Genomic DNA, 13,517 nt, shown 5'->3' with positions numbered 1-13,517 from the left:
CAGACATTGGTTGATTGCCGGAAACCGCACATTCATACGCGAGGGCAGAAATACGCTTCGGGGGCCTGGCCTCTTGATTAACTCGCGGCATGACGAGCTTTTCGCCTCATCAGCTAGCCGCTGAGTGCCGACCCACGCTTGCCATCCCAACCCATGATCATTTCCAGGAAGTGTTGCCCGGCCGCGTTGGGGCGAGGCCCCAGCCAGGCGGCGGCCAGGGGCAGCACCGGCGGTTCCGGCGTGACGGGGCGAAAGAGCACATCGGAGCGTCCGGAGCGGGCGATTCCCTCGGTGACGAAACCGATGCCGACACCCGCGGCCACGAGCCCCGCCAAAGTGGTCATCGGCGTGACCTCCTGGGCGATGCGCGGGGTCACGCCCTGTCCCTCGAAAAGTGCCAGCAGGCGGTCGTGGAAAACCGGTCCGATGCTGCGCGGGGCGACGAGCAGGGCCTCATCGGACAGCTGAGCTATCGGGATCTCGGCCAGTGCGGCCAGCGGGTGGGAGGCGGGCAGCGCCAGCATCAGGCGCTCGCCGGGCAAAGCGTGTCGGGTCAGTTCGCGGCGCTCCAAGGGCGGATGCAGCACGCCGATATCGATCTCGTCCGCAACCAGCGCCGCCTCGAGCGCCGGCGAATTGCGCTCCACCAGTTCGACGGCGACCTCCGGATAGGCGGCGCGAAACTCGCGCACGACCGCGGGCAGCCGACCATAGAAGGCGATGACCGTGAAGCCGAGGCGCAGCCGGCCGACCGTGCCGCTTTCGGCCTCGCGAGCGCGGCGAATGGCGAGCCGCGCATTGACCAGTGCCGCCCGCGCGGGCTCCAGAAAGGCCTCGCCGGCCGCGGTGAGCGCGACATGGCGCCGGTCGCGCAGGAAGAGCGGCGTGCCGACCTCGTCCTCCAGCACGCGGATGCGCTGGCTCAGGGTCGGCTGGGTCATGTGCAGCGCCAGCGCCGCCTTGCGAAAATGGCGCCCCTCGGCCACGGCGAGGAAGCAGGCCAGCGAGCGCGTATCCATCAGCCTGATCCGAATTTCCGTTCACAGCTCCGCATATTCCTATTGGAATTCGATCAATCGGCCAACCAGCTTGGGACGAGTTCCCCTCGCCGGAGACCTACCGATGATCCGCAAGACCACGCCGCTCGCAATCCTTCTCCTCGGGCTCCTGCCCGCCGCCGCCATGGCCTCCGAACTCCCCGACTTCGCCAAGGGCATCCGCGCCGGGCAGATCGTCGCCATCTCGGACGGCGATTTCGTCGGCCAGACCTATGCTGACGGCAGGCTCGCCCCGGCCGCTGCCGGCTTCGCCGATCTGCTTTCGGTCATCGCCCTCGACGGCAGGGGCCGAAGCAGCGCCAGCGTGCGCGTCTCCAATTCGGTAACGGCCGCGCCGGAAATTCTGGCGGTGACGGAAGACGGCCGCACTGCCTTCGTCACCGAGCGCCTCGGCGAGCGGCCGTCCACTGGCGAGACGACGAGGGACCTGCCGCCGGGCCGCCGCCTCTTCGCGCTCGATCTGAGCGACAAGGCGAAGCCTATACTTGTCGCGACACAGGAGATTCCCGCCTTTCCCGAGGCGCTGGCGCTGAGCCCGGACGGCCGGACGGTGGCGACGGTGTCCAACACGCCGGAGGCGAGTTTTGTGACGTTGAGCGGCTATGGTGACCGCCGCTTCGGCCCTGCCCGCAGCTTCGACCTCGCCAAGCTGGGCGTCACCGGTACGGCGAAGGGCCCGCGCGGCGGCGTGACCGCGACCAATGTGCAGTGGCATCCGCAGGGCCGCATCCTCGCCGTCAACATCAACACGCAGGACCGTGTCGCCTTCCTCGCGCTCGACGAGGCCGGAGCGCTTCGTCCCTGGGGCGAGCCGGTCACGGTCGGCCGCGATCCCTTCGTCGGCCGCTTCTCGCCGGACGGACGCTTTTACCTGACCTCGAACTGGGGCCGCGACTTCGCCGCGACCAGTCTCGACGGCCGGCTTCCGAGTACGCCCTCGACGATTTCGGTCGTTCGCCTCGGCGGTGCCTCGTCTTCGCAAATGCCGGCTGCTCATGAACGGCTCTTGGACGTCGCCACCGGCAACTCTGCCGAAGGGCTGGCGATCAGCCCGGACGGGAGCCTGGTCGCCACCGTCAACATGCACACGACCGCCTTCCCGCCATCCTCACCTCGCTTCGTGCGCAACGGCTCGGTGACGCTGCTGCGCTTCGACGGCGCGAGCGGAGCGCTGACCAAGATCGCCGATTATCCGTTCGAGGGTGTCCTGCCGGAGGGCGGCACGTTCGATCTCGCGGGCGAGCATTTCCTCGCCACGGTGTTTCATGGCCATGCGGGCGCTTCACCAGACGCTGGACCCGGGTTGGAAACATTCCGGGTCGTTAAGGGCGAGGCGCCGCGGCTCGAACGGCTTGGCCGCATACCGATGCCACACGGCGTGCATCATGTCGTCGTCACGCGCTAACTCTGGCATGGCGAAGCTCGTCGGCAGCGTGCCGACAAGCATGGTGAGCCTCGCGGCTTGGTTCCGTAGCCGACGATTAAAGACAACGTTACTGTTGTCCTGTGTCTCGCATGGTCCGTTCCAGCAGGAAGCTGCAGAGGCCGAGAAAGCTCGCAGAACGTCTATGCGGCGATCAAGTCAGCCATCCTTGATCTCACCCTCTCTCCAAAGCCGCGTGACAGGTCTTCGGGAGAAGCGGGATTTCACGTCGGCAGGGCTTGCGCGCGCCAAGGACAGTCTCGTTGAGCAATCCACGCTCGAACCCCATTGTCGAAAGCTTCCGCAGGGCGCTCATAGACCGTCTCGCCGCTGGGCCGATCGAAGGATGCCAGGCCTGGCTAGGAGCCATCGTCGACGCCATCGTCGTCAACCCCGGAAAAATCCGTGTCATCGGCAAGAACGACAATTTCGAGAAGAACTTGCGAAGCCACGTCGCCGGCCGGGGGCCGGTTCGTAGTTCTGTTCGGGAGTGGTGGGCCGGGCCGGACTCGAACCGGCACCGGCGCTGTTATGAGCAGCGAGCTCTAACCATTGAGCTACCGGCCCGCGGCAGGCCTAGCATCCGGGCGGTGAGGCGCGCAACGGCTTTGCCGCGTGCCGGACTGGTCCACGGGCTGATTTGGACGCGCAGCGTCCGGCACGTGCAGAAACCCGTCGCACATCAAGCACCTTGCAGGGCCCGCCGACGGCGCAGCGGACCGAGGATGTTGATCTCGACGGCCCCGAAGCTCGTAGTCGCCAACGCCGCGAAGCAGATGGCGAGCTTCGAGATCTCCTCCATCGCGCCCTCGATCAGCACGGCATGGACGGCCGTCGCGCTGACGATCGCCACCGCGAGCACGCTGTGCGCGATGCGCCAGCGCCGATGACCGAGGCGGAGCCTGCGCCGGGCCGCGGCCAGCACGCCGGTCAGGACCGCGCACCACAGGCCGATCACGCCGTAGAGCGAGAACGGCGTCGGCGCGACCAGCAGCAGCGCGTCCATCACATCTTCGGGACTGTAGGCGTAGAGCGCCCCGACATGCAGGGCGATCATGGCGATGATCGCCACGCCACCCCAGCGATGCCAGCGTATGCCCTCGCGCGCCGCCGTCAGCACCGGTGCCGTCGCGGTGAAGAGCGGCTGAACGAAGAGCAGGCTGAGCGCAACGACGCCGGCCATGCCGCCGATGATCCACAAGGTTTCTCGGCCGCGCTGCAATGGGCTGAGCGCCGCGGCGATGACTGGCACCGCGGCGATGGCGGCGACGATCAGCCAGACGCCGAGCCGGCCGCGCCCCTCAGCCCTGCCGGGCGCCATTCGCGGCGGCAGGAGCGAGGACGAAATCGGTGACCATGCTCTTGTCATGGCGGCTGTTCAGCACCGGGCGCAGGAACAACGTCGCGAAGCCCGGATCGTCATAGGCGATATGGATGTGCGGCTGGCCGAATTGCGGCACGATCGGCGAGATCTCGAGCCTATAGCGGCCATTGGCGTCGGTGACGACGCTGCCGCGATTGCTCGGCTCGCGCTCGCCGCCGCGCTCGGTCGCGGCCCAGATCTGGATGCGCAGATTACGCAGAGGCTTGCCGCTGCCGGCCTCGCGCACGATGCCGGAGGCCGTGAAGCCGGTCCCGAGATTGTCGACCATGGGCGCGCCCGGGATGTAGTTGTTGGCGCCGCCGCGCATCGTCTCCGTCGCGGCAAGAGCGCCGCTCTGCGCGCTCGCGGGCGAAAGATAGCGCGGCAGCAGCCCGGCAGCGCCTGCGGCAGCCGCGCCGAGTAGAATGAGCCTGCGGTTGGTCTGAATGATCGTACCGGTCATGATCTGATCCTCGTCATGTCCATCAGAGATCAGGAAGACAGTCGGCGTCCTGGGTCGGGGCGTCTCGCAGACCCTCGCCCGACGCATCATCTCGTCAGGATCATCTAACGATCGGCGAAGCGCGAAGTCCATTGGCGGGAGCATCACCTTCGCGTCATGCGGGCGTGAGCGGGCACCCCTCATGGTTGGACAGCGCATGAAAAAGCCGCCGCTCCGATCGAGCGGCGGCATGTCGGTGAAAGCGTTCTGGCGAGCCTGGCTCAGGCGGCCCGCGCCTGCTCGTGGTCGTGCTCGGCCGCCCCGCTCTCGCGGAAGCTGAAGCGCGAGATGTGCTCCTTGAGCGAGCGGGTCTGCTCGTCGGTCAGCGCCAGCGCGGCATTGGTCTCCTCGACCAGCGCGGCGTTCTGGTGCGCCATGGTGCCGATGCCGTCGATCTCCTTGTTGATCGTCGAGACGTCGCTGGCCTGGCCGCGCGCCGTCTGCGAGATGCCGTTCATCAGCGCCGAGAGATCGTTGACCGAAGTCAGGATGCTAGCGAACACCGAGGAGGTCTGCTCGACCAGACCGACGCCGACCTTGACGTCGCCATGGGCGGCCTCGACCAGCTTCTTGACGTCGTTGGAGGCATCGGCCGAACGCTTGGCGAGGCTGCGCACCTCGCTGGCGACGACGGCGAAGCCCTTGCCGGCATCGCCGGCGCGGGCCGCTTCCACCGCCGCGTTCAGCGCCAGGAGGTTGGTCTGGAAGGCGATCTCGTCGATCATCGAGATCACCTCCGAGATCTTGCTGGAGGAGACGCGGATGCGCCGCATCGCTTCCAGCGCCGAGGCGACGACCTGCTCGCCCTGCTGGGCGCGGCTCTCGGCGCTCTGGGCCATGCCGACGGCCTCGGCCGCGTCCTTGGCGGTCTTCTGGACATTGGTCGCGAAGGCGCCGAGTTGGTTGGTCGCCACCGAGACGGCGTTGCTCTCCTCGCTGGTGCGTTCGGCGAGGTCGGTGACGCCGTCGAGGATCTCGCTGGTCGCGCTGCGCACGGCCGAGACGGTTTCCGACAGGCGCGCCAGCGTGCTCTCGAACTCGCCGGCGAGACTGTTGGTGCCGTTCTTGAGCTCGGCGAAGGCGCCCTGATAGCGGCCCTCGACGCGGGCGACCAGGCGGCCGTCCGAGAGATGGCCGAGCACCTCGCAGGTCTCGGACAGGCCGGTCTGCACCGTCTCGAGCAGCTCATTGACGGAGCCTGCCAGGGCGTTGAGCTCGGCATCGGCGAAGTTGGCATCGACGCGCCGGCTGAAATCGCCCTGCGCCGCCGCGGCGACGACGACGCCGAAGGCCTCGCCGAGCTCCGCCATCATCTGGCGGCGCTGCTCCTGCGCGCGCTCCTCGTCCTCGACCTTGGCGAGCTCGGCGGCACGCAGCGCCACTGCATTGTCGCGGAAGAGCAGCACGCTCTTCGAGATGTCGGCGATCTCGTCATTGCCCTTGGTGTCGACGGCCGTCTCGAGCTGGCCATCGGCGATCGCCTTCGTCGCGGCCCAGAGCCGGTTGAGGCGGCCGACGATCTGACGGCGGACATAGAACAGCGACAGCGCCAGCGCGACGAGGAGCGAACCGAGGCCGATCATGCCGAGCCAGAGCTTGCTGGTCTCGATCAGTTCCTGCGTCGAGCCGGCGGCGGCCTGCGCCTCGCCACGCGCGCTTTGCACCAGCGCATCGACCTCGCGGCGCAGCTGGGCGGCGGCCTGATCGACTTCCTTGAGGCCGCGCGTGATGCCTTCGCGGGTGTTGATGTCGCGATTGCGGATATCGACGAGGCCGTCGCTGCCTTCGCCGATCGCGATCAGGTTCTCCACCGTGGTGGCCCGGGCCTTGTTCGAGGTGATCTTCTCGGCGTCGGCCAGCAAGGTGCGCAGCCGGTAGGCGATACCGTTGAAGCGCTCGCGAGCGAGGCCGAGCTTCTCCTTGTCGCTGATCTGGGCGATCTCGCGCAGCACGCCGACCATCTCGTTGACATTGGCCTGAAGCGTGCGGGCGAGGTCGAAAATGGCGAAGTCGCGATCCATCAGCGTCTTGACCGCGCCGGTCAGCGCGTCGCCCGAGAGCACGGCGAGATCGTCGAGCCCGAAGGTCACCGCAAACTTGGCCTGCTCGGCCTCGCCGCTGGCAGCCTTGACGAAGGCCTCATAGGCGGTGCCGAGCTTTTCGAGCGCGGCGCCCGCTTCCGCGGCGTTGCGCAGGCGCTCGCCGGTCAGGTCGTTGATGTCGTTGATCTGGCGCGACAGGCCGTCGAGCGCGGCCTGCGCTTTCTTGTTGTCGACATTGCCCTGCTCGCCGATCTTGCGGACGAGATCGAACTGCCGGGCCTCGACCTTGTCGAACTCGCCGGTCAGCGCGGCGCGCTCGCGCACGGTCTGGACTTCCATGAAGCGCGGCGCCAGCGCCGTCGAGGCCGTGGCGGCCTGCGAGAGCTCGAGCGCCAGCTCGACCACCGGCATCTTGCGCTCGACCATCTCGGCGACCGTGCTGCCGACCTTGCCATAAGAGAACCAGGCGACCAGCGAGGCCGCGATCGTCAACACCGTCAGGACGCCGAGCGCGGCATAGATCCGCGCCGCGATCCCGATGCGCGAGCCCTTCTGGCGCGCAGGCTTTCCAGTCTTCGACATTGACGCGGTACTCCTGAAGGCATTCCCGGCAGCGCGGCGCTGGCCGGGAGCGGACGCGGACATGGGGGCAGGCAGCCGACGACGGTCAGCCGCGGAACGGAAATGATCTTGTTGACGGGCGACGGCGGCTCGTCGGCGCGGCGCCATGCTGCGGCGACGGCGCGAGCCAAGCTTCATGCGCCGGCGGATGACGGCGGCCGATCATGCAGGACCTCCCAGCCCCCAGGCAGACCAGTCCCCGTGGACCGATCTGCGGCAGAATTGCGGAGGTCCGCTTAAAGAACGTTTAAGTTGCCGGATTCTTCTGAATCACTCGGGCATGGGGCGGGTTCATATCTCGTTAGGGTTTGCCGAGCGCGCGAACCCCTCTCCCTTGTGGGGAGGGGCAGGAGCTGGGGTCGCAAAGCCAAGGCGATCAACCGAACTTGATGGCTCTGGCGCTGTTGCCAGAACCGCTTTTGTTAGCGATCGCAAAGCGCCCCCCGGCCCCTGAGGAACTCGGGCGATCAGCCTTGTGTCCCGAACGCTCCCGTTACCCCGCCGGCAATGGCGGTACCGGTCGCGGCTTGCCGTCGTCGTCGATGGCGACGAAGGTGAAGGTCGCGTCGGTGACCTTCTCGTGCAGCGTGGTGCGGAAGCGCCTGGCCCAAGCCTCCACCTGGATCTTCATCGAGGTCCGCCCGACCGACTTGACCGAGGTATAGACGCTGAGCACGTCGCCGACCTTGACCGGACGGATGAAGGTCATCGCCTCGACTGCGACCGTCACCACGCGCCCCTGCGCCCGATCGACCCCGGCGATGCCGCCGGCCTGGTCCATGCGCGACATCACCCAGCCGCCGAAGATGTCGCCATTGGCGTTGGTGTCGGCCGGCATCGCGATGGTGCGCACGGTCAAGGTGCCGCAGGGTTCTTCAGCAGGAGTGACGCCGGACTCAGTCATTGTCGCCTTTCCCTTCCTCGATATGGAAGGAGTGGAGCACACGATGCAGGATCGGCGCCAGCACGAAGCCGGTGGCGACCACCACGAACAGGCCTGAGAAGATCGCATAGAAGCCGGCGAAGAGCTTGCCGCCCGTGGTCTTGAGCTCGGCCATCGGCCCCATGCCGGAGAGGATCATCGCCGCGTTGACGAAGGCGTCGATCCCGCTCATGCCTTCGCTGCCGGCATAGCCGATCATGCCGATGCCGAGGCCCGCCATGGTGAGCGCCAGCCAGAGCATCATCGCGCGGCTGACGCGCCTGACGAACAGCCTGACCGGGAGCAGCCGTTCATGGCGGCGTTCGAATCTCAGCATGGCTTCGTCCCGGCTGACCCCTGAGCTAAGCTCGGCGCAGCCGCATGCTGGGTCAAGCCATTGCGGGCAAGGAGAACCGCGATGAGCACGCCGCCGCTGATGATCTGCATCTCGCTCCGTTACGCCGATGCGCCGCGCATCTATGACTGGCTGATCGAGGCCTTTGGCTTCGAGAAGCACGCCGCGTACTATTCAGAGGACGGCAAGACCCTGCTGCATGGCGAGCTGCGCCTCGGCGACAGCTTCGTCATGCTCGGCTCAGCCGAGAACAACGAATTCGGCAAGCTGGTCTCGCGTCCGGCCGAGCTCGGCGGCACCACCGCCTCGCCCTATGTCGCGACGACGGATATCGACGCGCTCTGCGAGCGGGCCCGCAAGGCCGGCGCCGAGATCTGCATGGAGCCGACCGACCAGCCCTATGGCAGCCGCGACTTCATCTGCAAGGACCCGGAGGGCCATGTTTGGTGCTTCGGAACCTACCGTCCGGGTGCTGTCTCGGCTTGATCACGCCGCCGCCAGCTTCGGCCGCGCCTTCAGCATCAGCCAGCAGACGATCGAGAGGTTGATCAGGTTCCAGGCGAGGCCGTTCAGGAAGGCGAGCCGATAGGAGGCGGTCGCGTCGAAGATCAGGCCGGAGACCCAGCCGCCGAAGGCCATGCCGAACACCGTCGCCGACATCACGACGCCGATGCGCATGCCGGCCTCGCGCGGCGGCATGTAGTCGCGAATGACGACTGCGTACATCGGCACGATCCCGCCCTGGAACAGGCCGAAGATGCCGGTGACGACGAAGAGCGAGCTCAGCCCGTCGAACCAGAGATAGAGGAAGAGCGCCATGCCCTGCATCAGCGAGGACAGGGCCAGCGTCGCCGTGCCGCCGATCCTGTCGGCGACGAAGCCGGAGCCGATCCGACTGACGATGCCGAGCGCCATCATCACGCTCAGCATCTCGGCGCCGCGCGCGACGCCATAGCCGAGGTCGCTGCAATAGGCGACGATATGGACCTGTGGCATCGACATCGCGACGCAGCAGCAGAAGCCCGCCACGACCAAGAGAAGCTGCAGCTGGTTCGGCGACAGCCCGAGGCTGCCGCGCGCCCCGGCGCTGGTCGCCTCGGCCGCAGCCATGCTCGCCGCGTTCGGCCGGCGCCGGAACAAGGGCGCCAGCGGCAGCATCACCACGAGGCAGGCGATCCCGAGCCACAGATGCGTCGTGCGCAGGCCATGCGTCTCGACGCCCCAGTTGATCAGCTGTGGCCAGAACATGCCGGCGAGATAGCTGCCGGACGCACCGAAGACGACCGCGAGGCCGCGATAGCGCCGGAACCAGTGCGAGAGATCGGCGATCAGCGGCGAGAAGCCGGTCGCCGCGCCGAGCCCGATCAGGAAGCCATGCGCCAGCGCGAACTGCCAGAGCGAGCCGGCGACCGAGGCGAGCGCATAGCCGCCGCCGAGCAGAAAAGCCCCCAGCACGATCGGCGCGGCGATGCCGACACGGTCGGCCAGCCGGCCCATGGCGATGTTGCCGATGCCGAAGCCGATCATGGCGCAGGTATAGGGCAGCGAGGCGTCGGCCCGCAGCACGCCGAATTCCTGCTGAACCGCCGTCACGACCACAACCGCGGACCAGGAGCCGACACAGGCGATCGTCCCGACCAGCAGGGCGAGCGCCAGCCTCATCCAGGCGTAAGGCGAATCCGGCGCGTAGCGCGCCTCCTGGGCGTTCATGTTTCCTCGCCGCGCTGAAGCGGAGAACGATTTTCTCTCTGCCTGAGCATTAGGCAGCGGGCCGGTTCGCTACAAGCGCATGGGCGGCGGGCCGGTGCGGCGCGGATGTGGGGTCGGCCCGCCTGTTGCGGGCGACTTGCATCGCCCTCCGGGACGGGCATGCTCGGCATCCTGGTGGAGGCGCGATGGCGAGGATCTGCATCTATGGCGCCGGCGCGATCGGCTGCCATCTCGGTGGCCGTCTCGCCGCCGGCGGCGCGAACGTCGCTTTCATCGGCCGCCGGGGCGTTGGCGAGCAACTCCGGCAGCATGGCCTGACGCTGACTCATTATGACGGCCGCAACTGGTCCCTCCCGCCGGAAGCGATCGCCTTCTCGACCGAGCCGGCCGCTGCCGCCGCAGCCGAGCTGATTCTCGTCACGGTGAAATCCGGCGGCACGGCGCAAGCCGCGGCCGAGCTCGCCGGAGTGGTTCAGCCGAGCGCCGTCGTGGTCAGCTTCCAGAACGGCATCGGCAATGCCGATGCCCTGCGCACCGCCCTCCCCGGCCGCAGCGTGCTCGCCGGCATGGTCCCGTTCAATGTCGTGAAGCGAGCTCCCGGCGCCTTCCATCAGGCCTCGGAAGGCGAGCCCGAGGTCGAGGACTCGTCCACGCTCGTACCCCATCTGGCCGACTTCGCGCGCGCCGGCTTCGCCCTGCGCCGGCATCGCGACATCCTGCCGGTACAATGGGCCAAGCTGATCTTCAATCTCAACAATGCCGTCAACGCCCTCTCCGGCCTGCCCTTGCAGCAGGAGCTGGCGCAACGCGACTATCGCCGCTGCCTCGCTCTCGCCCAGACCGAAGCGCTGATGCTTCTGGCCCAGGCCGGCATCCGGCCCGCCCGGCTGACGCCGCTGCCGGCGCACTGGATACCGGCGTTGCTGCGCCTGCCCGATGCGCTCTTCGCCAGGCTCGCCCGGAAAATGCTGGCGATCGACCCGCTGGCGCGCTCCTCCATGGCCGACGATCTCGCCGCCGGGCGCAGGACCGAGATCGACTGGATCAATGGCGAGGTGGTGAGCCTGGCGCAGCGGCTTGGGCAGCAGGCGCCAGTGAATGCCCGGCTGACGGCAATCGTCCATATGGCTGAAAAGCAGAAGGCCCCACCGCGCTGGAGCGGCGAGGCCTTGCTGGCGGAGCTGCGCGAGGGCGCGCCGCAACCTTGAGAGGTCAGGCAGCCCGACGCTCGTGCCGGCCCTCGTTGACCTCCTCGATGATCTTGGCGACGAACGCCGGCAGATCGCCGGGATTGCGCGAGGTCACCACGCCCTTGTCGGTGACGACTTCGCTGTCTTCCCATTGCGCCCCGGCATTGACCAGGTCCTGCTTGATCGTCTTGTAGGAAGTCAGGCGGCGCCCCTTGGCGATGCCGCTGTCGATCAGCAGCCAGGGCGCGTGGCAGACGGCCGCGACCACCTTGCCCTGCGCGAAGAAGTCCTTGATCAGCGCGATCGCCTTGTCGTTGCCGCGCAGCGTGTCGGGATTCATCTGGCCGCCGGGCAGCACGATCGCGTCGTAGGCGTCGGCCCGTGTCTCATCGAGGCCCTTGTCGACCTTGACCGCCTTTCCCCAATCCTTCTTGTCCCAGCCCTTGATCTCGCCGCTCTCGGGCGATGCGACATGCACGGTGGCGCCGGCTTCCTTGAGCTTGGCGAGCGGTACCTCGAGCTCGGACTGCTCAAAGCCGTGCGTGGCGAGGATGAGGATCGATTTTCCGTTCAGCGAGGCCATGGCCTTCTCCCTGGTTGCTGTTTCAATCAAGGCAACCTTCGGGAGGGCGATCCGTTTCCGCGTCGGAACGACGCGGCGGGGGCGACAACGGCACAGACACATTCCGCGATCTGGAGGATTGCTCCAGCTCAGCTCTTGCGCCCGGTCAGCTCGGCATATTGCTCCGGCGGGAGCGGGCGGCCGAGCATGTAGCCCTGCATGTAGTTGCAGCCTTCGTCGATCAGGAAATCGAGCTGCTCGCGCGTCTCGACGCCCTCGGCCACCACCTCGATGTCGAGCGCATGGCCGAGCGCGATCACCGCGCGGGTGATCGCGGCCGCCTCCGAGGCGACGCCGAGATTGGCCACGAAGCTGCGGTCGATCTTCAGGGTCGAGAGCGGGAACATGTGCAGATAGGACAGCGAGGAATAGCCCGTCCCGAAATCGTCGAGCGCGATGCGCACGCCGAGCGCCTTGATCCGGTGCAGCACCAGCATGGTCCGGTCGAAATCGGTGATCATCACGCCTTCGGTGATCTCGAGCTCGAGCCGCTCCGGCTCCAGGCCGGACTCGACCAGCACCTCGTCGATCAGCCCCGGCAGGTCGCCATGGCGGAACTGCAGCGGCGAGACGTTGACGGCGATGCGCAGCGGCTTCTCCCAGCTCGCCGCCTCGGTGCACGCCTGGCACAGCAGTTCGCGCGCCAGCGGCAGGATCAATCCACTCTCTTCGGCTGCGGGAATGAACTCGGACGGCGGAACTACGCCGCGTTCGGGATGGATCCAGCGCGCCAGCGCCTCGAAGCCGGTCAGGACGCCGGCCGCCGAGAACACCGGTTGATAGTGCAAATGCAGCTGCTTGTTGGCGATCGCCGCCTCGAGGTCCTCGGCGAGATCGTGCAGCCCACTGGCGCCACGCGGCCCGGCCGGCATCCCCGGGGTTACGTCGACCATCAGGTTGATCGCGCCGGTGAGCTTGCCCTGCGTGTCATAGAGCGGCGTCGGCAGCGGCACGAAACGGACCCGGGTTCCGTCGGGCCGCTCGGCCAGAACCTCGAGGCCACGAACCTCGCGTTCCTCGCGCAACGCCACCGCCATGGCGCAATCTTCGAGCGGCAAAGGCGAGCCGTCGGTCCGGAACAATTTGTGGCCGATGCACCAGCGGTCGCTGCCGAGCTGCGGCTCGCGCCCGACGAGCTCGGCGGCGGCCTGATTGAAATAGGTTACACGCCCCTCGGCATCGGTCGCGTAAAGCGCGACCGGCAGCCGCGCCACGACCTCGCGAAACCAGTGGTCATCGGGGGCCGCAGCCTCCGCACCCGGGGGATCTTCCGGCTTCGGGCCGCCGGGGGGATTGGGAGGCATACGGATGATCTCGACAGCGGCGAACAACGTGACGACATCAAAGCCGGAAAAACCGAATAAAGTTTTAAATGGCGGGAGCGAATCCAAAAACGTAATAAAATAGCCCACCAAACCAAAGGGGAAATGGCAAAAATTGATGTATTGTTCACCTAAAATTTGTACAAATCCATCGAATTACCACCGGCGGTACACGAATTTAAAATCTTGAATCAAGATCTATCCAATAATACCGAATTTATCGCTCTCAAGACCGAGGGACTTGCCAAAAAAACTATTTTAACAAGCGTTCGCCTTGCTCGTCGATCAGCTGGACACCCGCAAGAACCGGTTGATTTCTGGCGGTACGGTAGGGTCGGCGCGATTTCGGGATGATGCTGGGCCTCAGGCTGCCTGAGGGCCGTCATT

At 66.9% G+C, this 13,517-nt stretch carries 12 protein-coding genes and 1 tRNA gene; 3 read left to right on the top strand and 10 right to left on the bottom strand.

Annotation, left to right across the window (positions count from 1 at the left end; translation table 11 throughout):
* Positions 1-113: 113 nt before the first annotated feature.
* Positions 114-1,019, bottom strand: coding sequence for a LysR family transcriptional regulator (locus ACFPOB_RS10035; protein WP_377797980.1), 906 nt, complete (start codon positions 1,017-1,019; stop codon positions 114-116).
* Positions 1,020-1,122: 103 nt separating this feature from the next.
* On the opposite strand from ACFPOB_RS10035, the gene ACFPOB_RS10030 reads away from it, so the two are divergent.
* Positions 1,123-2,463, top strand: a complete 1,341-nt coding sequence (locus ACFPOB_RS10030) for a lactonase family protein (protein WP_377797978.1) — start codon at positions 1,123-1,125, stop codon at positions 2,461-2,463.
* Positions 2,464-2,972: 509 nt separating this feature from the next.
* Here the strand turns inward: ACFPOB_RS10030 and ACFPOB_RS10025 are convergent.
* The 6 genes from ACFPOB_RS10025 to ACFPOB_RS10000 form a co-directional block, all read right to left on the bottom strand.
* Positions 2,973-3,048: transfer RNA gene (locus ACFPOB_RS10025), tRNA-Ile, on the bottom strand.
* Positions 3,049-3,163: 115 nt separating this feature from the next.
* Positions 3,164-3,802, bottom strand: coding sequence for a ferric reductase-like transmembrane domain-containing protein (locus ACFPOB_RS10020; protein WP_377797976.1), 639 nt, complete (start codon positions 3,800-3,802; stop codon positions 3,164-3,166).
* Entirely contained in the window at positions 3,783-4,307 is a 525-nt protein-coding gene (locus ACFPOB_RS10015; protein WP_377797974.1) for a peptidase associated/transthyretin-like domain-containing protein, read from the bottom strand. Before ACFPOB_RS10015 ends, ACFPOB_RS10020 begins: the two co-directional genes overlap by 20 nt.
* Before the next feature lie 260 nt (positions 4,308-4,567).
* On the bottom strand, positions 4,568-6,970 hold the full coding sequence (locus tag ACFPOB_RS10010; protein WP_377797971.1) for a methyl-accepting chemotaxis protein: 2,403 nt from the start codon (positions 6,968-6,970) through the stop codon (positions 4,568-4,570).
* A gap of 532 nt (positions 6,971-7,502) precedes the next feature.
* Positions 7,503-7,913, bottom strand: a complete 411-nt coding sequence (locus ACFPOB_RS10005) for an acyl-CoA thioesterase (RefSeq protein WP_377797968.1) — start codon at positions 7,911-7,913, stop codon at positions 7,503-7,505.
* Entirely contained in the window at positions 7,906-8,268 is a 363-nt protein-coding gene (locus ACFPOB_RS10000) for a hypothetical protein (RefSeq protein WP_377797965.1), read from the bottom strand. The genes ACFPOB_RS10005 and ACFPOB_RS10000 overlap by 8 nt, the downstream gene beginning before the upstream one ends.
* An 81-nt stretch (positions 8,269-8,349) precedes the next feature.
* Here ACFPOB_RS10000 and ACFPOB_RS09995 point away from each other — a divergent pair, with 81 nt between their 5' ends.
* The gene (locus tag ACFPOB_RS09995) at positions 8,350-8,772 is read left to right on the top strand and encodes a VOC family protein (protein ID WP_377797963.1); all 423 of its coding nucleotides are present in this window, start codon (positions 8,350-8,352) and stop codon (positions 8,770-8,772) included.
* Here ACFPOB_RS09995 and ACFPOB_RS09990 read toward each other — a convergent pair whose 3' ends face one another.
* Complete coding sequence (locus ACFPOB_RS09990; RefSeq protein ID WP_377797961.1) at positions 8,773-9,996, bottom strand: MFS transporter; 1,224 nt, start codon at positions 9,994-9,996, stop codon at positions 8,773-8,775. It abuts the gene before it with no gap.
* Between the two features lie 185 nt (positions 9,997-10,181).
* Here ACFPOB_RS09990 and ACFPOB_RS09985 point away from each other — a divergent pair, with 185 nt between their 5' ends.
* Entirely contained in the window at positions 10,182-11,204 is a 1,023-nt protein-coding gene (locus ACFPOB_RS09985) for a 2-dehydropantoate 2-reductase (protein WP_377797959.1), read from the top strand.
* Positions 11,205-11,208: 4 nt separating this feature from the next.
* Here ACFPOB_RS09985 and ACFPOB_RS09980 read toward each other — a convergent pair whose 3' ends face one another.
* Both ACFPOB_RS09980 and ACFPOB_RS09975 read right to left on the bottom strand, forming a co-directional pair.
* On the bottom strand, positions 11,209-11,769 hold the full coding sequence (locus ACFPOB_RS09980) for a type 1 glutamine amidotransferase domain-containing protein (protein ID WP_092155960.1): 561 nt from the start codon (positions 11,767-11,769) through the stop codon (positions 11,209-11,211).
* A 128-nt stretch (positions 11,770-11,897) separates the two neighbouring features.
* A complete protein-coding gene (locus ACFPOB_RS09975; RefSeq protein WP_377797957.1) occupies positions 11,898-13,112 on the bottom strand; it encodes a putative bifunctional diguanylate cyclase/phosphodiesterase in 1,215 nt (404 codons plus the stop codon).
* Between the last annotated feature and the right edge of the window lie 405 nt (positions 13,113-13,517).

This window comes from Allobosea eneae, from assembly GCF_042657265.1.
GTDB classification, from domain to species: Bacteria; Pseudomonadota; Alphaproteobacteria; order Rhizobiales; family Beijerinckiaceae; genus Allobosea; species Allobosea eneae.
This window is presented reverse-complemented; position numbering and strand designations above follow the sequence as displayed.

Excerpts from the sequence above, each read along its gene's own strand:
- ACFPOB_RS10035 (WP_377797980.1), bottom strand. The coding sequence starts at position 1,019 with ATGGATACGCGCTCGCTGGCCTGCTTCCTCGCCGTGGCCGAGGGGCGC.
- ACFPOB_RS10030 (WP_377797978.1), top strand. The coding sequence starts at position 1,123 with ATGATCCGCAAGACCACGCCGCTCGCAATCCTTCTCCTCGGGCTCCTG.
- ACFPOB_RS10020 (WP_377797976.1), bottom strand. The coding sequence starts at position 3,802 with ATGGCGCCCGGCAGGGCTGAGGGGCGCGGCCGGCTCGGCGTCTGGCTG.
- ACFPOB_RS10015 (WP_377797974.1), bottom strand. The coding sequence starts at position 4,307 with ATGACCGGTACGATCATTCAGACCAACCGCAGGCTCATTCTACTCGGC.
- ACFPOB_RS10010 (WP_377797971.1), bottom strand. The coding sequence starts at position 6,970 with ATGTCGAAGACTGGAAAGCCTGCGCGCCAGAAGGGCTCGCGCATCGGG.
- ACFPOB_RS10005 (WP_377797968.1), bottom strand. The coding sequence starts at position 7,913 with ATGACTGAGTCCGGCGTCACTCCTGCTGAAGAACCCTGCGGCACCTTG.
- ACFPOB_RS10000 (WP_377797965.1), bottom strand. The coding sequence starts at position 8,268 with ATGCTGAGATTCGAACGCCGCCATGAACGGCTGCTCCCGGTCAGGCTG.
- ACFPOB_RS09995 (WP_377797963.1), top strand. The coding sequence starts at position 8,350 with ATGAGCACGCCGCCGCTGATGATCTGCATCTCGCTCCGTTACGCCGAT.
- ACFPOB_RS09990 (WP_377797961.1), bottom strand. The coding sequence starts at position 9,996 with ATGAACGCCCAGGAGGCGCGCTACGCGCCGGATTCGCCTTACGCCTGG.
- ACFPOB_RS09985 (WP_377797959.1), top strand. The coding sequence starts at position 10,182 with ATGGCGAGGATCTGCATCTATGGCGCCGGCGCGATCGGCTGCCATCTC.
- ACFPOB_RS09980 (WP_092155960.1), bottom strand. The coding sequence starts at position 11,769 with ATGGCCTCGCTGAACGGAAAATCGATCCTCATCCTCGCCACGCACGGC.
- ACFPOB_RS09975 (WP_377797957.1), bottom strand. The coding sequence starts at position 13,112 with ATGCCTCCCAATCCCCCCGGCGGCCCGAAGCCGGAAGATCCCCCGGGT.